Origin of the sequence: Winogradskyella ouciana (genome assembly GCF_965284585.1) — a bacterium.
Taxonomy (GTDB): Bacteria; Bacteroidota; Bacteroidia; order Flavobacteriales; family Flavobacteriaceae; genus Winogradskyella; species Winogradskyella ouciana.
Window position 1 is genome coordinate 824822 of sequence record NZ_OZ260095.1, and the last position, 22800, is coordinate 847621.

Sequence of the window (22800 nt, forward strand, 5' to 3'; positions counted from 1 at the left end):
GCCAATGAACCTAAGCTTAGAAAGAAATGTAGCTCGCTGGATTATTATATTGTCTTCGTTTATCATTATTTCCCTTATTCTCTGGAACACCTATTCCTTTTTTCAAAAATTTAAGGCCGAAGAGCGAATAAAAATAAAAACCTGGTCGGTTGCCCAAATTGACTTATTGAAAAATATTGATGACCTCACTGAAGATGTAAATGAAGTCACTTCCCACGTTCTCACCGAGACCACAACCAGCACACCAATGCTGGTCTTAGACGAAGAAGGTAAGGTAAGTACCTCTATTAATATTGATGAGGAAAAACTTCAAGATTCTCTTCAAATACAAAACTTGGTTAATAAATTCACAAGCGAGAATGAGCCTATTAAAGTTATTGTTAATAACAAAGTGTTTCAAACCATATATTATGGCAATTCACCGCTACTTAACAAATTGAAATACTATCCACTGGCTTTATTGCTCATTATACTTCTTTTTGCTGCTGTGGTCTATTTCTTTTATCGAAGTTCTAAAAACGCGGAGCAGAATAAATTGTGGACAGGAATGGCCAAGGAAACGGCACATCAAATAGGAACTCCATTATCATCGCTTGTGGGTTGGACAGAAATTTTGAAAACAGAAAATGTAAATGCAGAGTATATTTCGGAAATAGAAAAAGACATCGATCGCTTACAGACCATTACAGAGCGCTTTAGCAAGATAGGCTCCGCTCCTACTTTAGAAAGGTTGGATATTGTTAAGCTCACAGAGTCTTCGTATGATTATTTAAAATCGAGATCTTCTAAACTTATTAACTTTTATATTGAAAGCCCAGATAATGAAATTATCGTAAATGTAAATCCACAACTCTACAGTTGGACTATTGAGAATTTGGTAAAAAATGCCATTGATGCTATGAAGGGCAAAGGGGATTTAAAGCTGAAAATTTCACAAACTGATAAAAACGTTTTAATTGATATTTCCGATACAGGAAAAGGTATTGCCAAACATCAGTTTACTAAAATTTTTGAGCCTGGTTATACTACAAAAAAACGTGGTTGGGGACTTGGGCTATCGTTAGCCAAAAGGATTGTTGAAGATTATCATAACGGAAAGATAAAAGTTCTTCATTCTGAAATTGGTAAAGGCACCACCATTCAGATTAGTTTAAAATTATTGTCTTAACTTTAGGTATGGCTACGACAAAATTCTTTACGCTAAAAGAGGCTAGACTCAATAACAATTGTCCAGAATGTTATTCTAATGATGGTTTAGAAATTACTTTTAAGCAAAAGTTTAAAGAAAATGCGTTTTATAAAGCTATAACTACTGAAACCTCACACGAAATGTACTGTAATAATTGTAATACAGCAATATTTCCTGTGCGATGGACAGATGATATAGAACGTGTTGTTGAATATCAACAACGTGCAGTGCAGCCCAAATCAAAATCAATAAAACTAAAGCCTTTAGCTTGGGTTATTATCTTATTGGATATACTTATTTTAGCACTGATTGTATTGGTGATGACTGATGTAATTTCTTTTTAAATTACAAGAAGGAAGCTATTTTATTGGCTATAGTTTCAAACTCTTCCGAAGTTAATTTTTCCTTATGTGTAAAGCGTGCATTTTCCATGGTATGTAGTGGAATTAAGTGGACATGTACATGCGGAACCTCTAACCCAATAACCGACATACCTACACGTTGACATGGTATAGCTTTTTCAATAGCTATAGCCACTCGTCTCGAAAATTGCATTAAACCAGTGTAAGTCTCTTCATCTAAATCAAAAATTTTGTCGATCTCTTTTTTTGGAATACAAAGTGTATGACCTTTTGAATTTGGATTTATATCTAAAAAAGCATAGAAATCTTGTGTCTCTGCCACTTTGTAAGATGGGATTTCGCCATTTATGATTTTTGTGAAAAGTGTAGCCATTTCTTTTAAGAATATCTTATAAAGATAAAAAGATTCCTTGAGAAAGGAATCTTTTTACTATAAGCATTTAAATTGTCTTTAGTTTATCTCGAAATTTCTAAAATATCAAATTTCATAATTCCGCTAGGCACTTGTATTTCTGCGGTGTCACCAACAGATTTACCCAATAAACCTTTACCAATTGGCGAATTTACCGAAATCTTGCCTGCAGCTAAATCCGCTTCGCTTTCTGCAACTAAGGTATAAGTCATTTCCATACCATTGGTTTGGTTCTTTATCTTAACTTTTGAAAGCGCTAACACCTTAGAAGTGTCTAACTGAGATTCGTCAATAACACGAGCATTTGCCAGAGTTTCTTCCATCTTAGAAATTTTCATTTCTAACATTCCCTGTGCTTCCTTGGCAGCATCGTATTCTGCATTTTCACTTAAATCACCTTTATCTCTTGCCTCGGCAATCGCCTGTGATGCTTTAGGACGTTCTACATCTTTAAGATGATTTAGTTCTTCTCTTAATTTTTTTAGTCCTTCAGCTGTGTAATAAGATACTTTACTCATAATTCATTCGTTTAACTATTGTAATCTCTTGTGCTATATCTAAAAAAGATCCCGAAACAAGTTCGGGACTAACGAAAAAATCCCGCGCCAACGAGATTACTATGCAAATATATAAAATATTTACGGTATAGCTGAAATAATCGTAAATTGAGCCTCAAAATTTTGTAATGAAAAAGCTACTTATTATCCTTTCTATACTCTTATTTACATGCAATAGCGATGACAGCGCAAGAAGCAATTGTAACTTCTTATTTGATGCTGGAGTTAACCTCACTGTTAATACTAATTTACCACAGTTTAATCAATTACAGTTTCCTGGTAATGGTGTTTACGTTTCCGGACAAGGCAACAATGGTATATGGCTTTGGCGCTTAAACTCATCTACACTTTATGCTTGGGAAGCAGCTGACCCAAGTCATGCTCCTGCCGCATGTTCAACACTTACAGATTCTGGGGTTGGTGATATTGTGGTTTGTGGTTGTGATGATGAGAATCAATATAGCTTAGCAACTGGCTTAGGTCTTGAGGGAAATACACAACCCTGTACGTTAGTGCCATACAGGGTTGATGATGTTGGTAATAATACCTATGTAGTTTCTAACTAAAAATTCAATGTTACCCCCATTAAAAAATTGGTTGTGGCCTGTGGGTAAAATCCAGAGAAAAAACCAGTTGAAATACCTGTTGGGCTACTAGGATCTTCAAAATCAAAAGAACCAAAGTAACCGTTTGACACATATTTTTCGTTAAAAATATTATTTACCAAACCGGTAAACACAATAGATTCAAAAATTGAATTTGTTTTAAGTGTGTAGTTGATGTTAAAGTCATTCACAAAGAAACTATCTAGTTTTGAATCAGGATTTTCTGTATTTCCCATAAACTGCTCTCCCACATATTTACTCAATAATGACATTTGAAGATTGTCTATAGGTCGAAATACTATAGCATTCGCTGCTACTATATCTGGCGAGAATGAAATATCTGTCTTCCCTAAATTCTGTAGTTCTCCATTTAAGGACACAATGGTTTCTTTAGTTTTATTAGAGCTAATCGTCATGTTAGGTTGTAACGTTAGCTTAGATGTTACAGGAATAATTGCCTCTAACTCTAATCCCAGGCGATAGCTTTCACCACTATTGGTTCTAATTGGGTTACCAACATCATCTAACCGTCCAGAAAGCACCAACTGTTGGTTATACAGCATATAATAGGCGTTGGCATTAAACGTAAAGTTGCCTTTTTTGTGTCTCCAACCGAGCTCAAAGTCATTGAGTTGCTCAGGTTTTATATTAGGATTGCTTTCAAAATCCGTTCTATTTGGTTCTCTATTTGCTCTGGCATAAGAAAAATATAGGCTGTTAGACGTATTTAAGTCGTAAGTAATACCAGCCTTTGGATTGAAAAAAGTAAAATCTTTATCCACTTCAAAATCTACTAAATCAGATGTATTTCCGAAGGTTTTATACGTTACATTCCTAACTTGTAAATCTCCGTACAAACTCACATTTTCGTTTAACTGGTAATTGGCTTTTGTAAAAACCGACAAATCATTCTTTAGGCTATTACCATCGTAATAACGATCTCGTATTTCACTTTGGCTTGCAAACTCTGCCCAAATCACTTCGCCAAAATGGTCTCCATCGTAATGACTGAATGATCCACCGAAGATCATATCGAGTTTATCATTTTTATAGTTGGCACTTGCATTAATAACATAAAAGTCATTATCTAACCAACGACGACGAATTAAATCTGTAGTATTAACCGTCTCTCCATCAACAGTCAATTCTTCAAAACCATAAGTTGAAAAATCATCGTCCTCTCTAAACTGCTCAAAATAGCCACGACCATAGGTGTAATTTAAGCCCAAGGTTGTTGACCAATTGTTGTTGTATTTCTGATTCCAGTGTAATTGGTAATGGTCTTGGCTGTAATTATCTACCTCATTATCGTAGAACTGTGTGTTTCCATCATCATCTGTATAGATTCCGGCAAAATTGAAAGTTCGGTCATTAGCTAAAGTCTCTGCATCAATACCATACCAAGCTTGGTAGGTGACTTCATTACCACCAAAAGCAATAGCTTTAATTAAGGTATTAGTATCAATGTATGACGCTTGCAAGAAATATGATTTTAAATCTGCTGAAGCTCTATCGATATAACCGTCTGATGAAATATTAGATAATCGACCAGCTATCTCAATGTGGTCATTAAGTAATCCCGTACTAAACTTTACGGTATGCTTTCTGGTATTATAACTTCCGAAGGAATTAGAAATTTCACCTGAAGCTTCTTTAGACACAGCGTCAGTCAATACATTAATACTCGCACCAAATGCTCCTGATCCGTTAGTTGATGTCCCAACACCACGTTGCAACTGTAAACTTTCAACCGAAGATGCAAAGTCACCCAGGTTCACCCAAAACGTACCTAAAGATTCGGCATCGTTATACGGAATCCCATTTATGGTAACATTGGTTGATTGCGGGCTCACACCTCTCACTCTAATACCCGTATAACCAATACCTGCACCAGCATCTGTTGTTGTAACTACTGAAGGTAAAAAGTTTAACAAAACCGGAATATCTTGCCCTAGATTACGCTTTGCGATTTCCTTTTTGGTGACATTAGAATGTGTAATTGGTGCTTTTTCCGTTACACGAACGGCTTTTACAAGAACTTCGTCTAGTTTTTCAACTTTTGTGGTGTCTTGTTGTTTTTCTTGTCCATAAGCTGAACAAAGGCTAAATAAAAAAATGAAAATTGTCGATTTCTGCCAACTTGTTTTAAGCAGATTTTTGAATAGATTTTTCATACGACTATAAGTTTATAATCGAATAAAAAGAGGTCATTATTCTTGTTAATAATTGATTTTTTTGATGAATGAGATGCTGAAACAAGTTCAGCATGACAAAGTCATCGTTAAATTCCTTCACAGCATTACCTGCGCAGGTTCAATGGGTATGATCTCAGCTTTTCTAAGTTAAAAGTTACAAGTAAAAAGTTAAAAGTTGTTTAAACCAATTATTAACTCTGTACTGCGACTGCTAACTCATTTCAGCACCCCTTTTTTGAGAACGCTGCAAAGATAGTAACAAATGATAATTTGCAAATGATTATTGACTAATTATTTTAATCAATTTTTGGCGGTTTACGATTTGCTTTTTTTTCGGAATTCTTACGTTTGTTTTCTAAACGTTTTCGTTTTACAGCTTTTGGGATTTTGGTTGGTTTTCTTTCTTTATCTTCTTTTAGACCTTCCTCAACTAGTTCTAAAAAACGTTGGGTTACTAAAGCTTTATTTCTAAACTGGCTTCGACTCTCATCAGAGCTTAAGATTAGTACTCCCTTCTTATTTAATCGGTTACTGAAAAATGCTCTTAAAAGTTCTTTTTCTTCTTCGCTGAAGACCGAAGATGCTTCTAAGTCAAAATACAGTACAACTTTAGATGCTACTTTGTTGACGTTTTGCCCACCGCTTCCTGAGCTTCTGACGGCTTTATACGTTAATTCAGATTTTAAAGCTTTTGCATCCACTACGACTTTATTTGATGTGGTGCTTTTAGCAAATCATTGACGGTTTTCACTGGATTGAAGGTTATGATTGGCACTTCAACAAAAATAGTGTTCCAGAATGCCATACTGCCATTCCATAATCCAGGTAATTCCAGTGCTTTTAGATCCTTACCAACCTTAGTTTTCATGGTTATAAAAGCCGCATTGTGATCGACGAAGTTTTCGAGATTAAATTTTTCACCTTTATAGTTCTTAACTCCACAAACCAAATCCACTGGATTAAAATGTGTGGCATTGGTTAAAATATCTTTCTGTGATTTATTCTTTAAATTAATCTGTGCCGACTCCACAATCTGTAAGGATAGGTTACCATACATATCTCTTACCCAAAATGGACCTCCACCTGGTTCTCCCTCATTTTTTACCATACCGCAAATTCGGATAGGTCTGTTGAGCTTTTCCCGTAAATACTCTATTTTATATTCATCCTGATATTTTTGGTATTCACTAGAGATTTTAATCATCATGTCTTGTGAAAGAAATTCCTCAATTTCGGTAAACTCACCACCCGAAATTGTTTGCTTATCCAACAATTGCAGATACTCAAATGTTTTGGATTGTAGTTTTAATAGAATTCCAGCCAGTACCTTTTTGTATTTTGCTACTTCATGTTTGTAATCCTTTACTACTACATTATCAATATTCTTAATAAAGATAATATCTGCTTCAATGGCATTGAGGTTCCTTAATAAAGCCCCATGACCAGAGGGTCTAAATAACAGACTATCATCATCTTCTCTAAACGGTTCATTATCTAAAGTCACCGCAATGGTGTCCGTAGATTCGTGCTGGTAAGAAAATGAAATATTAAATGAAACTCCAGTGCTATTTTCCACGTATTCCTCGATACGCTTAAATTCCTTATCAAACTTATCCTTGTAACGTTCTGAAATGGTAAAGTGTAGCTCAGCTGTATTGTCTGTTGAAGCATAAAGTGCCGCTTCATACAAGTGTTCTTCAAATGCTGTAGAAATGTGACTACTACGATATTTGTGAAATGGCAATAATCCTTTTGGTTGATTTCCAAAATTTAACTGCTTCTCATCGAGCATGGTATGAACAAAATGCCAGGTTTTTTTACTATCTGATAGGTTTTCAAAATCCACTCCTTTTGATTCCAATCGCTCTATAACTTGGGCATAAAATGGGAACTTTTCTAACCCAACCATAAACAGCGACATTTCTTTCAGCTTACTTTTGTTGATGTAAGAATTAATGGATTGTTCTTCCGGGTTGTATTCCTTTAAAAATTTATACAAAAATTTGAACATCCGTGTGGCTGCACCAGAAGCTGGCACAAATTTCACGAGATCTAAGCTATCCTTTTGCGCATCAAATCTTGCCACATTGTCCTCAATGCTATTCTCGGACAAGCCAATAATACCGTTATCTATGGTTGCGGCTTTAGCGATATTTGCAAAAGGAATTTCGGTTTTAAAAAGTTCAATCTGGGATTCAACTTGCTTCATTGTTAATCCTTTAGCTTCAATTTGTTTTATATCTTTTTCTGTAAAGCTCATTTTTTATTCTGTAGTAGGTTATCTATATGCTTAACAGCTAATTTAAGTCGTTCCTCTTTAGTTCCTTTTAACAAAACGTAAGGTCTATTATACGTTTTTAGAGCCGACTCAAAAGCTTTGAACATACGTTCTCTTTCATCGGGTCTGTCTCTTAAATCGTCTGCTTCCCAAGGTGTGTCAATATAAGTTAAAAAATAAAGGGCGTACGAATTTTTTAGAGCATATGTTTCTAAAATCGGGTCACATGTACCTGAGTAATAGGCTTCACTGTACACTTTGGTTTCGAGTAAATCAGTGTCACAAACTAAAACAGAATCCGTTTTTTGAGCCAGTTCATTTTCGAGTTTCATTTGACCTATTGCTATTGGTAACAAATCTTCGGGCTCACAGGTTTTGCGTTCGTTATTCCATTTGTTTTGAAGATACTCTCTCGCATACTCTGGCACCCAAACCGAATTGTAATGTCTGGCCAACTGACGCGATAGTGTTGTTTTTCCTGTAGATTCAGGTCCAAACAAAACGACTTTTATACAGTTACTAGGTTGTTGTTTAAGTGCTTCTTCCATGCTAAATAACCGAATATTGCAATTACAGTAAATCCTAAATACTGAAAACTTGTAAATGTAAATCCTTTATAAAAATACAAAGGTACAGATATGATATCTCCAATAATCCAGAATATCCAATTTTCTATTTTTCGTCTCGCCATAAGCCACATGCCTACAAAAAATATCGCCGTTGTTATGGTGTCGATGTAGGCAACCCAACCATTCCATTTGTCAAATGTTTTATAGACACTAAAAACAAAAATTAGGGTAGCTATAAAAATGCCTAGACTTAGCTTTTTTTCTTTTGCGGTCGTCGTAGATATAGGTGTGACATGGGTTTCATCTACTTTTCGAGTCCATATATACCAACCGTAAACGCTCATGATAAAATAATAACCGTTGATCATCATATCGCCCAACAATTCCCATTTAAAAAGTAGATACACAAAAATTATGGTACTTAACATACCTGTTGGGAACACCCAAATCTTATTTTGCTTAGAAAACCAAACGGATAGGAATCCAAATACAACAGCTATAATTTCTAAGACTATATCTGTGGTCTGGTATTCGGCATATTGAGCGAAAAAAAAATCAAAAATCTGGTTCATAATCGCTTCGGTCGGTTTTTACGATTTTCATGTTCAATACGGCAATTTCAATTTCTGAAAATGACTTCTTTATTTCTCGAGTTAAAAAAGGCATTAGCGTATCATAATCACCATAAATCTGTGTGCTCAATGGATTTTCTAAAACCTTGAATTCTGAAGCTCTCAGCACTTTTATAAAGTCGATGATATGCGATTCGTAATCGTCCTTTAGTGGTGTAAGTGTTAGTTCTATTGATATTTTCATGGTACTCGCCGCAAAAGCGGTAATCTTTTTATTAATATTCTTTTTATAAGATGCTGAAATACATTCAGAATGACAATTTACTTTTGCAAATTGTCAAAAAATCCTTCATCCCGTTCAAAAGCCGTTCCTATAACTACTAAATCTGCTCCTGCCTTGTAAGCCGATTCTAATTCTGTCTTAGACCTAATTCCACCACCAACAATCAATGGGATATTTAGTTCTCGCTTTACTTTTGAAATGATTTCTGGTTCAATAGGATGTGTTGCTCCACTACCAGCTTCGAGGTAAATGAGTTTCATTCCTAATAATTCTCCTGCTTTGGCGGTATCCACTATATTTTGAATATCATTTCTTTGCAATGGCTTAGTTTGGCTTACGCGTTGTACTGAGGTTTCTTTTCCGTTTTCTATTAAAATATAGCCACATGGCATTACCTCTAAACCTGTTTGCTTTAATCTTGAAACAGCTTCGACGTGTTTTCCTATTAAATACTCTGGATTTCTACCAGAAATTAATGACAGAAATAAAATGCCATCTGCTTTATCCGTAATTTGAATGAGATCACCTGGAAATAAAATAACTGGCAGTTGCGTGTACTTTTTTATCTCTATAACCAAAGTTTCGGTAACTCCCTCATCTACTTCGCTTCCACCTACAAAAATGTGTGTTGCTATAGATGTGTTTACCTTGTTGATAAAACCTTCAACATGTTCAATACTCATTTTATCTGGATCGATGAGAACAGCTAAGTTTTTCTTTCCGTCATTTAAAGATGCAACGATATTTTTATAGAGACTTTGCATTAAGGAACCACATAAGCACAAGTAAACCCTTCAAACTCTAAAAAGGCTGTATTATACCTGTATTTTTTATCTTCATAATCAATCCAGGCTACTGTTTCTCTATCTTTTAACATAAACGGAATCACTAAAAAATGGTCTTTAAAAACCATACCTGGTGTAGCAAAGAGTTTATAAAGTGATTCTTTTACGCACCAAATAACCGTTAGCCTTCCAATGTAGTCTTCAGAATTTTTATCTAGATAATCGAATTCATAATCCACAAATTTATGGGCTATAATACTGATTTTGTCACGTTGTTTTTCTATGTCAATTCCAACTTCATCGTCACTGATAATCACTCCAGAAAATGTAAATGAATGCGTAATGGAAATGTGCTTACCATCTTTAAGATGTGGCTTACCGTTTTCATCATAATACAAATCCTGGTCCGTATAACCGAATTCCCGCAGCAAATGCCTAACACTTAAAAAACCACGTTGGTGCAGTTCGCTTTTCATACCTAAAACACGTTCTAGGCTGTTTGGTTTTAGATCCAAGGGCTTCATTAAATCGTGGTAAGACTCTTCAATCTTCCAGATTTTAACAGTAGTTTGTGAGTTTACGCTAATGGATTTATACAGTGGCATTTAATATTCTGAAAGCTATTGATTATCTTTGCACTGCCTAAGGCAGATTTGGCATTTTTTGGTAAGCGAATTTAACCATTTCAATGTGAAACCCAAAGGCAGGAACAATTTTAAAAATTAGACAAAAAATAATATGAGTACAAAAACAGTTGCTTACGTACCTAATAAGGTAAAAGACATGTCGCTCGCGGCTTGGGGAAGAAAAGAAATTGAATTAGCAGAAGCAGAAATGCCAGGTTTAATGAGTCTTCGAGAAGAATACAAAAACGAACAACCTTTAAAAGGTGCTCGTATTGCAGGGTGTTTGCACATGACGATTCAAACTGCGGTATTAATCGAAACCTTACAAGCTTTAGGTGCAGAAGTCACTTGGAGTTCTTGTAATATTTTTTCAACTCAAGATCAAGCTGCTGCTGCAGTAGCCGCTGCAGGAACTGCCGTTTACGCTTGGAAAGATATGACGGAAGAAGAGTTTGATTGGTGTATAGAACAAACCTTATTCTTTGGTGAAGATAGACAACCGTTGAACATGATCTTGGACGATGGTGGTGATTTAACCAACATGGTTTTAGATAAATATCCTGAGTTAGCCTCTGGTATCAAAGGCCTTTCTGAGGAAACTACAACTGGAGTTCACAGATTGTATGAGCGTGTAAAGAATGGAACTTTACCTATGCCAGCAATTAACGTTAATGATTCAGTGACTAAGTCGAAGTTTGATAATAAATACGGTTGTAAAGAATCTGCAGTAGATGCGATTCGTAGAGCAACTGACCTTATGTTAGCTGGTAAGCGTGTAACCGTTTGTGGTTATGGTGATGTTGGTAAAGGAACAGCCGCTTCTTTTAAAGGTGCTGGTAGTATTGTTACTATTACTGAAATTGACCCAATCTGTGCGTTACAAGCAGCCATGGACGGTTTTGAAGTGAAGAAACTGGAAACGGTTGTAGGTAACTCTGATATTGTAATCACAACAACAGGAAACAAAGATATTGTAAGAGCTGAGCACTTTAAGGCGATGAAAGACAAAACCATAGTGTGTAATATTGGGCATTTTGATAACGAAATTCAAATGGCTTGGTTAAACGACAACTATGGTGACACTAAAAACACTATTAAGCCACAAGTTGATAAATACACTATTGATGGCAAAGACATCATTGTATTGGCTGAAGGGCGTTTGGTAAACCTTGGTTGCGCAACTGGCCACCCAAGTTTTGTAATGAGTAATTCATTTACCAACCAAACGTTGGCACAAATTGAACTTTGGAATAATTCTGAAGCCTACAAAAACGACGTATACATGTTACCTAAGCACTTAGATGAAAAAGTAGCAAAGTTACACTTAGAAAAAATTGGTGTTGAGCTTACGGAATTAAAAGAAGACCAAGCAAAATATATTGGTGTTAATGTTGAAGGGCCTTATAAGCCTGAACATTACAGATATTAATGTCATTCCTGCGAAAACAGGAATCTCATAATCGAAAAATCCCAAACTTTAGAGTTTGGGATTTTTTTTATTTACCTTATCCCAAACTATATATCCATGGCATCAACTAAAAACCTGAACAATTACATCAGCCAAATTGAAAGTTATATACCAAAATACGAATTCGAAAATCCTGAAGTTTCAAAATCATCCATTGGATGGCATTTGGATCACAGCTTAAAAGTGATAAACAGTGTTATTAATACTTTAGAGAAATCTAACCCAGCAGAGTATCAAAATAATTTCAGCTTTTTAGGAAAAGTGTTTTTCACGCTGGGATTTTTCCCAAGAGGAAAAGCAAAAGCACCAAAATACGTTTTACCACCAAATGATATCACAAAAGAGGATTTATTAGCACAATTGGAAACAACAAAAACTAATATTGATGTCATTAATAAATTAGATAACAATGCTTATTTTAAGCATCCCTTGTTTGGACATATTAATACTAAAAGAGTTAATCGTTTTTTGATGCTGCATACCAATCATCATTTAAAAATTATTAGAGATATTTTGAAATGATTTCGAACTGTTCGTCACTTCGAGTGATCCCGAAACCTCGGGATTGTATCGAGAAGTATTTATATTTATCAAATGAAACAATCTTACGTTTACATTTTAAAATGCTCTGATGACACATATTACACAGGAATAACGTCTAACTTGACAAATAGAATTTCTGAACATAAAAACGGTAAGCATATAGAGAGTTATACTTATACTCGTAGACCAATAAAATTAGTTTTTTATGCCGGGTTCACTGATATCAACTTAGCTATCCAGACAGAAAAGCAAATTAAAAAATGGTCGAGAGCTAAAAAGGAAGCACTAATTAATAATGAATTTGATAAACTTTCCAATTTAGCAAAGAAGAGTTTTAACAAATAAGAGTTCTCGATACAAAATTGCTGAAAAAGCAATTTCACTCGAACTGACGTACTAACCACATTTCGTCACTTCGAGTGATTCCGAAGAATGAGGAATTGTATCGAGAAGGTGAACTCTTTGAAAAAAAATTCTAAATTGTTATTTTAATTTATCAATGCCGTATTCCGAAGAAAAAATAAAAGTCCCAAGATTCAACGAAGAATCTGGTTTCTATACCACAAAGAAACGCTCTAAAATAATGAGCAAAATACGTGGTAAGAATACCAAACCAGAATTGTTGTTCCGTAAGGCACTTTGGCGAAAAGGTGTGCGATATCGTGTAGATAGCAAACAACTACCTGGACGACCAGATGTAAGCATTAAAAAATACAAATTAGTCATTTTTATTGATGGTGAATTTTGGCATGGCTACAATTGGGATGAGCGAAAGGACCAACTAAAAAGCAACCGTGGATTTTGGATTCCGAAGATAGAGCGAAATATGCAACGCGATCGAGAAGTGAACCAACAATTAAGAGAACTTGATTTTACTGTATTTAGATTTTGGACCCATGAAATAAAAGACAATCTCAAAACATGCATTAATGATGTGATGATGTTTTTACATACTGCTGGATTAAACAAACCTTAAATAAGTTTTAAAAGATTTATGGTTTTAGTATCTTTAAATCTATGCAACACCAATCTAAATTACCCAATGTAGGCACTACTATTTTTACCGTAATGAGTGCTTTAGCAAAAGAGCATAATGCTATAAATCTTTCGCAAGGTTTTCCAAATTATCCGAGTTCGCAAAAATTGAATGATCTAGTCAGCAATGCCATGAACAATGGCTATAACCAATATGCACCAATGGCTGGTAATCTCGATTTACGATTGGCAATATCAAACAAATACCAATTACTCTATAAATCGACTTACCATCCTGAAAAGGATATCACGGTCACTGCAGGTGCCACGCAAGCCATTTATACCATTATTTCAGCATTTGTGCGGCATGGTGACGAAGTCATCATTTTTAAACCTGCTTACGATTGTTACCAACCTGCAATAGAGGTCAATGGTGGAAAAACGATTCCTATTCAGCTTTCTGCACCAAACTATAAAGTCGATTGGGAGGGAGTTGCTTCAAAAATATCATCAAAAACTAAAATGATCGTTATCAATACCCCTCATAATCCAAGTGGAACGATTTGGACTAAACATGATATGCTTCAACTTCAAAAACTGACAAAAGACACCAACATCATTGTACTAAGTGATGAAGTTTACGAACACATTATTTTTGACGGCGAACATCATCAAAGTGTATGCTTATTTGATGATCTAAAACAGCGCAGTTTTATCACAGCTTCTTTCGGAAAGACGTTCCACAACACGGGTTGGAAGATTGGGTATTGCTGTGCACCAGAATATTTGATGAAGGAATTTAGAAAAGTACATCAGTTCAATGTCTTTTCCGTTAATCATCCTGCGCAAAAAGGCATTGCTGACTATATGCAAGATGCAGAAACGTATTTAGGATTGAATGATTTCTTTCAACAGAAGCGTGATTTGTTTCTTAATCTCATTTCAGAATCTCGCTTTAAGTTTCAACCTTCACAGGGCACCTATTTTCAGGTTTTAGATTATTCTGAAATTACGGATGAACACGATGTGGATTTCGCTAAGCGATTAACAAAAAAGTTTAAGATTGCATCAATCCCGTTGTCTGTATTTAATGAAAATGGTAAGGACGATAAAGTGTTACGTTTCTGCTTTGCTAAAACTAATGAAACTTTAGTTAAAGCAGCGGATGTTTTAAAGCTAATTTAATAATCATATTAGTTAATAAATCAACCATTTAAATGCTATCATTTGGGCATATAATTAAATAAATACCTATGGCTAATTCAAAAGAAATATCAATACTATTATTATTGTTGATTTTATCCTCTTGCGGAAGTAGTGAACGAATAATTACTGATGAAGGTAAGGTCTATGAAGTAAAAGGAAATACGATAATAAATAATGGAGAAGATGTAACGGGAAAACTAACTGAATCTGAAAAAAATTCATTGCAGAAATTAGTAAATCAAAAAGAAAGCGCACAAAGTGCCACAGAGAAAGAACAAGAAACTTTGGAAAAAGCTATTGAAGAACAAGAGAAAATTGAAAAAAAAGCCCAAGAAAAGCAGAAAGAGTTAAAAGAAAAATTAGACGCACTACAAGATAAGCTTAAAGCATCTGAAGAAGCAAGAGACGATTATGTAAATATTAAAAGACGTTATGAAGACCATAAAAAAGAATTTGAAAAATTAAGAAAAGAAGGTTCACTTTCACCAGCGGAAATTAAAGATCGAGAAAAAGAACTGAAAAAGTTAAAATTAGAGGTTGAGGAAGCATTTCAAAAACTTAAAAAAACCTAACAGAAACTAAGTTATATCTGTTACTTTTTGTACTTTTCTGTGTCACATTAGTGAACTTAAATTTTAAGACAATGAAATACTATATCATACTATTATTCCTGGCATTTTCTTTTTCATCATTTGCCCAAAAGGTGGAAAAAGACGGAAAGACTTATGAAGTAAAAAAGGAAAAAATCTTTTTAAACGGTGAAGATGTCACAGAAACTTTAAATCTAGAAGACAAACAAACTATTTTAAAAAAAGCTGCTGCAATTTCTGAAGAACTAAAAATGAAGGAAAAAGCAGAAAAAGCAGCCAAAAAACTCGAAAAAGAGAACAAAAAGGCAGAAAAAGCTCAAAAAAAAGCAGAAAAAGCCCAAAAGAAGGCTGAAAAGGAATTGAAGAAAAGAGAGAAACTTCAGAAGAATTTTGATAGAGCGCAAAACAACTTAGAAAATGCACAATCTAAATACGAAAAGTTAAAAAAGAGAGGCAAACTATCGCCTGTTGATGAAGGTAAATGGCTAGAAAAAATAGAAAAACTTACCGAAAAAGTAGAGAAGGCCAAGAAAAAGCTATAACCATGAGCAATTCCCTAACCGTTGCACTTATCCAAACCAGTTTAGTCTGGGAAAATCCAGAAGCCAATAGAATTAACTTAGAAAAAAAGGTCAACACTATAGAAAGTGCCGACCTTATTATCTTGCCAGAAATGTTTACTTCTGGCTTTACCATGAATGCTTCCTCAGTTGCAGAAATCATGGATGGTAACACCATCAATTGGCTAAAACAATTGGCCGATAAAAAGCAAATTGCTATTGTAGGAAGTTTGGTTATCACTGAAAACAACAACTATTATAACCGATTGATTTTTGTAGAACCTTCAGGTACAATTACACACTACGATAAAAAGCACACCTTTACTTTGGCTGGAGAGCATAAAGTCTATACCGCTGGAACTGAAAAATTAACAATGAATTATAAGGGCTGGAAAATTTGCCCAATGGTATGTTACGATTTACGTTTCCCAGTTTGGGCACGAAATACCGAGGACTATGATCTTTTACTATATGTCGCTAATTGGCCAAAAATACGTACCGATGCTTGGGATGCACTTTTAAAAGCTCGTGCTATAGAAAATATGGCTTATTGCATTGGAGTCAATCGTGTTGGCTTAGATGGTAATAATTATGAGTATTCTGGGCACTCTGCCGCTTATGATGTGTTAGGTCATCGCATGGATTCTATACCTGAAAGTAAAGAAGCTATTGAAATTGTTACTCTAGAAAAAGAACACATTACAAAATACCGCGAAAAGCTTGGTTTCTTAAAAGACAGAGATGCCTTTAATCTAAAAGCGTAAAGTCGATAATAAAATCGAAACTTTTCCTTACCTCTTCTATTGGAGGAGAATAGCTCACACGCTCTGGCTGAATGCCCAATAGATAATTACCTGTATCGTACTTACCATTACCATTGGCATCATAAATTACACGTAGGCTGTATTGCCGTGGTGAAATATTGGTAAAATCTACCACTGGAGACTCTATGGTATAACGCTCATATAACACCACACCTTTCTGATCTACCAATTGTACAATCAATGGGAATTTAGCATTTCTTAGATTCACTCTAATATTACCATATTCAGATTTCAACTTGGTTCTAAAGGTATAATTCAGAGTATCTTTATTGGTACCTTCATAAAAATCCGTAAAAGTACCAGGCAACATTTCGAAAAAGTATTTCTGCCCTTCTTCTTTTACAACAGGAAATTTATAACGGTTTAATATAGAATCATACTCCACTCCATAGTTTATCTCGGTAGAGTCTCGATTAATCAATTTAATTTTTGTGGTATCGATCTTTGTCAATGGTATGCTCCCTTCTATAGTGAATTCATTTTCAAAATTCAGTGTACCAGATGTTACTGTTTTTATCTCTAAAGAATCTGCTTCTAGTTTTCTAAATCGATGTTTAAAGGTATCTACATGTTTTTCGTTAGTCACGAGAAACAAGGTGGTATCTACTTCAAAATCTGGCTTATACCAATAATAAAGTGTATCCGTAGTTGGATCTTTAACAATACGTGTTTGATAGCCTTCTGGCTTGTCGCCCAAAACATTTATTCGCATGGATTCATAATCTCCTTCATACGGAAACATTATCATAGATTTACCTTCTTGCTTTGGTTTAACAGCCTTAAAATTTGCCTCTTCTTTAAACAAGGTCAATTGATATTCTGATGCTGATGGCACTGATATGAAATCCTCGTGAAATGCTATTTTATCATCCTTTTGATCAAACTTATAATTTCCGTTTTTGTCTTTTAAGGCAATAAGTTTATACGTTCCGGCTTTAATATTATCTATGCTAAAGGTCGTTAAGCTATCTAAAGTATTAGTGATGTATCTTGGTTTTTCCCTATAAACAATAGAGTCTGTGTAAGTAGAATCTACTTCGTAGAGCATTACAGAAATAAAGGTGTCTGGTTCTTCTAGTATGGCATCCTCTACATAACCTCTCACCGAAAGTGAATCAATAGTATCACCAGTTGAAAATACATAACGATAATATGGATAAGGATTCTCTTCATTATTATCCACTATACTTTCACCAAAGTTAAAGGCGTAAGTAGTATTTTCTTGAAGTGTATCTTTTATCGTTATTGAAATATATTTACTTGCGTTACCCATTGGCACAATAACCGGATCAACATCCATTGGTGGAGAAACAATGAGTTGTTTTCTTATGTCTTTTATTTTTACATACTCATTAAAATATATCCTGATTTCATCTTCTTTAAAGTTAGTTGAGAAATTTTCTGGACTCTCATCAACGATTACCGGAGGTTCTTCGTCTATTTCACCTCCAGATGGCGAACCACGATTGGCACAACTCACTAGAGTTATTGCAATGGAAACAATACTTAGAATGTGTAGTAAATATGAGCGCATTAATTGCAAATAATTTAGCACAAAGAAACAATTTTAAAGCTTACAAACGAAAAAATCAATCTGCAATTGCCATCGTCGCTAGACTTAACTTAATATTATCAATTTTTAACAATTCTGTAGCACAGGCCTCGACTGTGGCACCTGTGGTAATAACATCATCTACCAACAAGATATGCTTGCCTTCTAAAGATTTGTTTTCTGAAATGGCAAATACAGCTCCGTCATCATTCCAACGGGATAATCTCCCTTCAAACACTTTAGTTTTAGTGGCTTTGGTTTTTATGAGTACTTTATCATTATAATCTGCATTGAGCGTCTTAGCAATTTCTTTCCCAAATTGTTCTACTTGGTTGTAGCCTCGCTTTCGTAATTTGGTTTTGTACAACGGCACAGGTACAACGACATCAACTTGCATATACGCATCAATTGTGCTTAACTCTTTACCAAGCCATTTCCCAAAAAAGCTTCCTATACCCTTATGTCCTCTATACTTTAAATTATGAAGTAATTGTTGCACTTTCCCTTTTTTAGAAAAATGTAAAAGTGCGGTAGCTTTTTCAAGTTTTACACGTCCGTAAACGATCTTTTTAACCGCTTCAGAATTATCAAAATGAAAGTTGGTTACAGGTAACTGATGTCTGCAATTGACACATACAATTTGCTCATTATCAGACAAAATATTATTACAGGCGTCACAGACCTCAGGAAAAAACAAGTTCAACAAATTTTTTACCACTTAATCGAATAAAATAAAATTGCTCTCCAATATAATCTAAATTCGCGTCAACTAAGAAAATTAATGATGATAGTTAACCCTCAATTATTTAACTACAGATTAATTATAAGTTCATTGTTGGTCGTTTTAACTGTTTTAGGTATATATAGTTTTACAAACTATAAATCCATTGAATCCTACGAAGAGTTCCTGAAACAAGAAAAGTTTTTGATTGAAAAAGAGCTATCGGAAATGCTAGAAAGTTATGACGAACTGACGCAAGATTATGATCTAATGGCCTCACAGCTCCAAGAGGCAAAACAAGAAACTAAAACTGCTTTAGATTCTTTAAGATTGTTAAAAAGTGACTTATCAATAATCACTAGATTTAAAGATCAACTTTCGGTTTTAAAAACCAAGAGCAAGATACTTCTGGCTACTGTAGATTCCCTTAATTCTGCGAATATTAGGCTGCAGAAAGAAAAGCGTTATGCCTTAAATACTATTCAAAGAAAAAGTTTTGAAATCAATGAACTAGTAGAAAAAAACGATTCCCTCAACAAAACCATTGATGTGGCTTCTGTTTTAAGGGCAAGTAGTGTTAATGCTGAAGCTTTTAAGATAAACAACAACAAGAAGAAGTCAACTACCAGAGCGAGGCGTGCCAACGCTATTGATGTTTGTATAGACTTAGTAGAAAATCCCCTAACGGAAAAAGGCAATAAAGAATTTTATATTCAAATTGTAAGCCCAGACAATAATGTTATTTCAGATAAGGGTGAAGTCTTTTTTGAAAATGGTTCCTTAATTTACAGTAAAAAACAAGTGGTGAATTTTAACAACAAAAACCTTAAAATTTGTACCACTGTGGCTACTTACAAAGAAGATAGACCGCTAAAAAAAGGTACCTATTTTATCAATGTTTTTCATAATAACACAAAGCTGGGAAGCACTAGCATAGAATTAAAGTAAACTAACTACATAATTTTTCTAAAACCGCTCTGTTAATTTGAGCGGTTTTTTATTTTTGCAACATGGCAAACGACGACAAATTCAAAAAAGTAATCTCTCACGCAAAGGAGTATGGTTACGTGTTTCAGAGTAGTGAAATCTACGACGGACTAAGTGCAGTATATGACTATGCACAAAATGGTGCTGAGTTAAAGAAAAACATTCGTGACTACTGGTGGAAAGCTATGGTACAAATGCACGATAATATTGTAGGTATAGATGCCGCAATTTTTATGCATCCCACCACTTGGAAAGCCTCTGGGCACGTTGATGCCTTTAACGATCCTTTAATTGATAATAAAGATTCTAAAAAACGTTACAGAGCCGATGTTTTGGTGGAAGATTATTGTGCCAAGATTGAAGCTAAAATCAATAAGGAAATTAAAAAAGCCGAAAAACGTTTTGGTGATGCTTTTAACAAAGAAGAATTTGTTTCTACCAATGGACGCGTTTTGGGCTATCAAGAAAAGATAGATACCATTCTAAAACGTCTCGGACAATCTTTGGAAAAAGAAGATTTAGCAGACGTAAAAGCTTTGATTGAAGAGCTTGAAATTGCCGATCCGATGACAGGTAGCCGCAACTGGACAGACGTTAAGCAGTTCAATTTAATGTTTGGTACCAAATTAGGTGCTTCTGCTGATACTGCAATGGATTTATACCTAAGACCAGAAACAGCCCAAGGTATTTTTGTCAACTTTTTGAACGTTCAGAAAACAGGACGTATGAAAATTCCATTTGGTATTGCCCAAACCGGAAAAGCCTTTAGAAATGAAATCGTTGCGAGACAATTTATCTTTAGAATGCGTGAATTTGAACAAATGGAAATGCAATTTTTCATTAAACCAGGTACACAAAGTGACTGGTTTGACTACTGGAAAGACGCACGATTAAAATGGCATAAATCATTAGGATTGGGTGAAGAAAACTACCGTTTCCACGACCATGAAAAATTAGCGCATTACGCAGATGCTGCTACTGATATTGAATTCAATTTTCCGTTTGGTTTTAAGGAATTGGAAGGTATCCACTCACGTACGGATTTCGATTTAAAACAACACGAAGAATACTCAGGCAAAAAATTACAATATTTTGACCATGAGGATAATGAAAGTTATACACCTTATGTCTTGGAAACCTCTATCGGTTTAGACCGTATGTTCTTAGCCGTATTCTCCAATAGTTTACAAGACGAGACCTTAGAAGATGGTAGTGAAAGAACCGTTTTAAAATTACCAGCAGTTTTGGCACCTACAAAAGCAGCTGTCTTACCATTGGTTAGAAAAGATGAAGCCTTAACCAAAATGGCAAAAGATATCGTTGATGATCTTAAGTGGGATTTCAATGTGGATTACGACGAAAAGGACGCTGTCGGAAGACGCTATAGAAGACAAGATGCGGCAGGCACCCCTTTCTGCATTACGGTTGATGGAGAAAGTCTGGAAGATAACACTGTAACCATACGCCATAGAGACACCATGGAGCAAAAACGCGTTAAGATTGAAGAATTGCGGGACATCATCAAAAAAGAGGTTGATGTTAAGGAATGGTTAATGAGATTTAATTAGTATATTACTCCCATAAAATCAACCATTTAACGGCATGAATAATATTTTCATAATAATAGGAGGTGTTTTAGCTATTTGTCTCTTATATTTTTTTATTGATAGACGTGTAAAACAAAAGCATAATGATAATCTAATCATTCCAATGTGGATTCTTATGTCTTTTGTAGCTCTTTTAGGAATAGTTTTTATAGTTATCGGTGCATTATTAGATAATGACTTCTTTCCAGTTTCAACATCTTGGAAGAGTGAGTATAAGGTTTTAATAATAGGAATATTAAACAATCTAGGACAAGCCTTGTTTGTCGGTGGATTAATCGGGATTTTATTCGAAATGGGATCAGTAAAACGTTATTTTGAACAGAGAATCTCAGACATTTTAATTAATGATGAATATTTAAAGTTCCAGCATCACAAAGAACTGATGAGACTAAGACAAAGAGCGACAAAAAACATATATGCTCAAAAGTCAATGGATGTAGATAAAGATTTAATTGAGCTTGATAAAGAAATTTGTGATGCTCTCACTGAGCCGTATTTTGATTTTTTTCAAGAGGCTTCTACTTGTAGGTTAAGTGATGATAACAAATATATAATTAAAACAGTTAGAAATAGATTTAAGTTAATTAATCCAAGTGTAAAAAAAGCAAACTTTTTAGATGTTTATACACCAAAGGTTCGGTTTAAAAATATTGAAGGACTAGAAGATTCAGAAATAAGAAATATTTCAGCATTTGAAATATCTGTAGATGGACAGGCACTAAATTCAATAATTGATATTATCAAACTTAAATTTTCTAATGATTCAAAGAATGGCGAAGATGGATATACTATAACAACTGAGCTCGAATTCCTAAATATCAACAAAAACCTAACTAATAATTCTTTATCTTTTAATAACACTTTTACGGCTAAAATTATCGAAGAAAGAAAAATCCCATTAGATGACTTGAATTATTCATTTAGAATTGATAGTTTGGTGAAAAATTTTAAATTCTCACTAGTTTTTGAAAATGATGATACTGAATTAGTTGGTAATATTTATGGTACTATGTCCAATCCTCGAGATGGTATTTTCATCGATAAAGATTCAAATTCTATTAGTATAGAATCAAAGAAATGGATGCTTAAAGGGAATGGAGGATATATAAGTATTGTCCCAAAAAATTGGAAATTAGTTAAATAATTACTAATTTCCTGACAAATTGATACTATAGTATATTAAAGGCACGTTTTTTGTCTTTAATATTTTAGATATTTAATTTTAACCAAACATAATGATTATGAACAATTTCAACGAAGACAGAGATTACGATTAATTTCTGTCGATTGCCCACAAATTATTAAGCCTAAATTTTGATTTAGGCTTTTTTATT

26 protein-coding genes are annotated in these 22800 nt (G+C 34.4%); 14 read left to right on the forward strand and 12 right to left on the reverse strand.

The genetic code is table 11. The annotated features are described in order from the left end of the window. Positions 1-4: 4 nt before the first annotated feature. Positions 5-1168 carry a sensor histidine kinase gene (locus ACQ65V_RS03730; protein ID WP_430466925.1) on the forward strand — a complete coding sequence of 388 codons (1164 nt, stop codon included), beginning with the start codon at positions 5-7 and terminating at the stop codon, positions 1166-1168. Between the two features lie 8 nt (positions 1169-1176). Continuing rightward, on the forward strand, positions 1177-1533 hold the full coding sequence (locus ACQ65V_RS03735) for a hypothetical protein (RefSeq protein ID WP_430466926.1): 357 nt from the start codon (positions 1177-1179) through the stop codon (positions 1531-1533). Position 1534: 1 nt separating this feature from the next. Here the strand turns inward: ACQ65V_RS03735 and ACQ65V_RS03740 are convergent, their stop codons facing one another. Both ACQ65V_RS03740 and greA read right to left on the reverse strand, forming a co-directional pair. After that, the gene (locus ACQ65V_RS03740; protein ID WP_273292059.1) at positions 1535-1924 is read right to left on the reverse strand and encodes an HIT family protein; all 390 of its coding nucleotides are present in this window, start codon (positions 1922-1924) and stop codon (positions 1535-1537) included. A gap of 83 nt (positions 1925-2007) precedes the next feature. Further along, complete coding sequence (gene greA / locus ACQ65V_RS03745) at positions 2008-2481, reverse strand: transcription elongation factor GreA (RefSeq protein WP_430466927.1); 474 nt, start codon at positions 2479-2481, stop codon at positions 2008-2010. A gap of 167 nt (positions 2482-2648) precedes the next feature. Between greA and ACQ65V_RS03750 the strand changes: the two genes are divergently transcribed. Continuing rightward, positions 2649-3086 carry a hypothetical protein gene (locus ACQ65V_RS03750; protein ID WP_155088114.1) on the forward strand — a complete coding sequence of 146 codons (438 nt, stop codon included), beginning with the start codon at positions 2649-2651 and terminating at the stop codon, positions 3084-3086. Here ACQ65V_RS03750 and ACQ65V_RS03755 read toward each other — a convergent pair. From ACQ65V_RS03755 to ACQ65V_RS03790, 8 genes are all read right to left on the reverse strand, one after another. Continuing rightward, on the reverse strand, positions 3083-5299 hold the full coding sequence (locus ACQ65V_RS03755; RefSeq protein ID WP_430466928.1) for a TonB-dependent receptor: 2217 nt from the start codon (positions 5297-5299) through the stop codon (positions 3083-3085). The two genes, ACQ65V_RS03750 and ACQ65V_RS03755, sit on opposite strands and share 4 nt — an antisense overlap. 317 nt (positions 5300-5616) lie before the next feature. After that, positions 5617-6021, reverse strand: a complete 405-nt coding sequence (gene arfB / locus ACQ65V_RS03760) for an alternative ribosome rescue aminoacyl-tRNA hydrolase ArfB (protein ID WP_430466929.1) — start codon at positions 6019-6021, stop codon at positions 5617-5619. After that, on the reverse strand, positions 6021-7580 hold the full coding sequence (locus ACQ65V_RS03765; RefSeq protein WP_430466930.1) for a DUF4301 family protein: 1560 nt from the start codon (positions 7578-7580) through the stop codon (positions 6021-6023). Before ACQ65V_RS03765 ends, arfB begins: the two co-directional genes overlap by 1 nt. Beyond that, entirely contained in the window at positions 7577-8146 is a 570-nt protein-coding gene (locus ACQ65V_RS03770; RefSeq protein ID WP_430466931.1) for an AAA family ATPase, read from the reverse strand. The genes ACQ65V_RS03765 and ACQ65V_RS03770 overlap by 4 nt, the downstream gene beginning before the upstream one ends. Beyond that, the gene (gene pnuC / locus ACQ65V_RS03775; RefSeq protein ID WP_430466932.1) at positions 8107-8739 is read right to left on the reverse strand and encodes a nicotinamide riboside transporter PnuC; all 633 of its coding nucleotides are present in this window, start codon (positions 8737-8739) and stop codon (positions 8107-8109) included. Before pnuC ends, ACQ65V_RS03770 begins: the two co-directional genes overlap by 40 nt. Further along, positions 8723-8983, reverse strand: coding sequence for a thiamine-binding protein (locus ACQ65V_RS03780; protein WP_430466933.1), 261 nt, complete (start codon positions 8981-8983; stop codon positions 8723-8725). The genes pnuC and ACQ65V_RS03780 overlap by 17 nt, the downstream gene beginning before the upstream one ends. A gap of 77 nt (positions 8984-9060) precedes the next feature. Beyond that, complete coding sequence (locus ACQ65V_RS03785) at positions 9061-9786, reverse strand: geranylgeranylglyceryl/heptaprenylglyceryl phosphate synthase (RefSeq protein ID WP_430466934.1); 726 nt, start codon at positions 9784-9786, stop codon at positions 9061-9063. Continuing rightward, on the reverse strand, positions 9786-10412 hold the full coding sequence (locus ACQ65V_RS03790) for a 4'-phosphopantetheinyl transferase family protein (protein ID WP_273291368.1): 627 nt from the start codon (positions 10410-10412) through the stop codon (positions 9786-9788). The genes ACQ65V_RS03785 and ACQ65V_RS03790 overlap by 1 nt, the downstream gene beginning before the upstream one ends. A gap of 133 nt (positions 10413-10545) precedes the next feature. Between ACQ65V_RS03790 and ahcY the strand changes: the two genes are divergently transcribed. From ahcY to ACQ65V_RS03830, 8 genes are all read left to right on the forward strand, one after another. After that, entirely contained in the window at positions 10546-11862 is a 1317-nt protein-coding gene (gene ahcY, locus ACQ65V_RS03795; protein ID WP_155088107.1) for an adenosylhomocysteinase, read from the forward strand. 96 nt (positions 11863-11958) lie between these two features. After that, positions 11959-12423 carry a DUF1569 domain-containing protein gene (locus ACQ65V_RS03800; protein ID WP_430466935.1) on the forward strand — a complete coding sequence of 155 codons (465 nt, stop codon included), beginning with the start codon at positions 11959-11961 and terminating at the stop codon, positions 12421-12423. A 72-nt stretch (positions 12424-12495) separates the two neighbouring features. Then, positions 12496-12789, forward strand: a complete 294-nt coding sequence (locus ACQ65V_RS03805) for a GIY-YIG nuclease family protein (RefSeq protein ID WP_155088105.1) — start codon at positions 12496-12498, stop codon at positions 12787-12789. Positions 12790-12943: 154 nt separating this feature from the next. Beyond that, on the forward strand, positions 12944-13420 hold the full coding sequence (locus tag ACQ65V_RS03810) for a very short patch repair endonuclease (protein WP_155088104.1): 477 nt from the start codon (positions 12944-12946) through the stop codon (positions 13418-13420). Positions 13421-13461: 41 nt separating this feature from the next. Next, a complete protein-coding gene (locus ACQ65V_RS03815) occupies positions 13462-14604 on the forward strand; it encodes a methionine aminotransferase (RefSeq protein ID WP_155088103.1) in 1143 nt (380 codons plus the stop codon). Positions 14605-14672: 68 nt separating this feature from the next. After that, positions 14673-15197, forward strand: coding sequence for a hypothetical protein (locus ACQ65V_RS03820; protein ID WP_155088102.1), 525 nt, complete (start codon positions 14673-14675; stop codon positions 15195-15197). 71 nt (positions 15198-15268) lie between these two features. Then, complete coding sequence (locus ACQ65V_RS03825) at positions 15269-15757, forward strand: hypothetical protein (protein WP_155088101.1); 489 nt, start codon at positions 15269-15271, stop codon at positions 15755-15757. Between the two features lie 2 nt (positions 15758-15759). Beyond that, positions 15760-16539 carry an amidohydrolase gene (locus ACQ65V_RS03830; protein ID WP_430466936.1) on the forward strand — a complete coding sequence of 260 codons (780 nt, stop codon included), beginning with the start codon at positions 15760-15762 and terminating at the stop codon, positions 16537-16539. Here the strand turns inward: ACQ65V_RS03830 and ACQ65V_RS03835 are convergent. Next, the gene (locus ACQ65V_RS03835) at positions 16523-18133 is read right to left on the reverse strand and encodes an Ig-like domain-containing protein (RefSeq protein ID WP_430466937.1); all 1611 of its coding nucleotides are present in this window, start codon (positions 18131-18133) and stop codon (positions 16523-16525) included. The genes ACQ65V_RS03830 and ACQ65V_RS03835 overlap by 17 nt on opposite strands. 55 nt (positions 18134-18188) lie before the next feature. Continuing rightward, positions 18189-18854: a ComF family protein gene (locus tag ACQ65V_RS03840; RefSeq protein ID WP_430466938.1), complete on the reverse strand. Its 666-nt coding sequence runs from the start codon at positions 18852-18854 to the stop codon at positions 18189-18191. Between the two features lie 78 nt (positions 18855-18932). Between ACQ65V_RS03840 and ACQ65V_RS03845 the strand changes: the two genes are divergently transcribed. The 3 genes from ACQ65V_RS03845 to ACQ65V_RS03855 all read left to right on the forward strand — a co-directional run bounded on the left by ACQ65V_RS03845 (position 18933) and on the right by ACQ65V_RS03855 (position 22610). Then, the gene (locus ACQ65V_RS03845; RefSeq protein WP_430466939.1) at positions 18933-19820 is read left to right on the forward strand and encodes a hypothetical protein; all 888 of its coding nucleotides are present in this window, start codon (positions 18933-18935) and stop codon (positions 19818-19820) included. Positions 19821-19882: 62 nt separating this feature from the next. Next, positions 19883-21427 (forward strand): glycine--tRNA ligase, encoded by a 1545-nt coding sequence (locus tag ACQ65V_RS03850; protein WP_430466940.1) that lies wholly within the window; start codon positions 19883-19885, stop codon positions 21425-21427. Positions 21428-21461: 34 nt separating this feature from the next. Further along, positions 21462-22610, forward strand: a complete 1149-nt coding sequence (locus ACQ65V_RS03855; RefSeq protein ID WP_430466941.1) for a hypothetical protein — start codon at positions 21462-21464, stop codon at positions 22608-22610. The last annotated feature ends 190 nt before the right edge of the window (positions 22611-22800 follow it).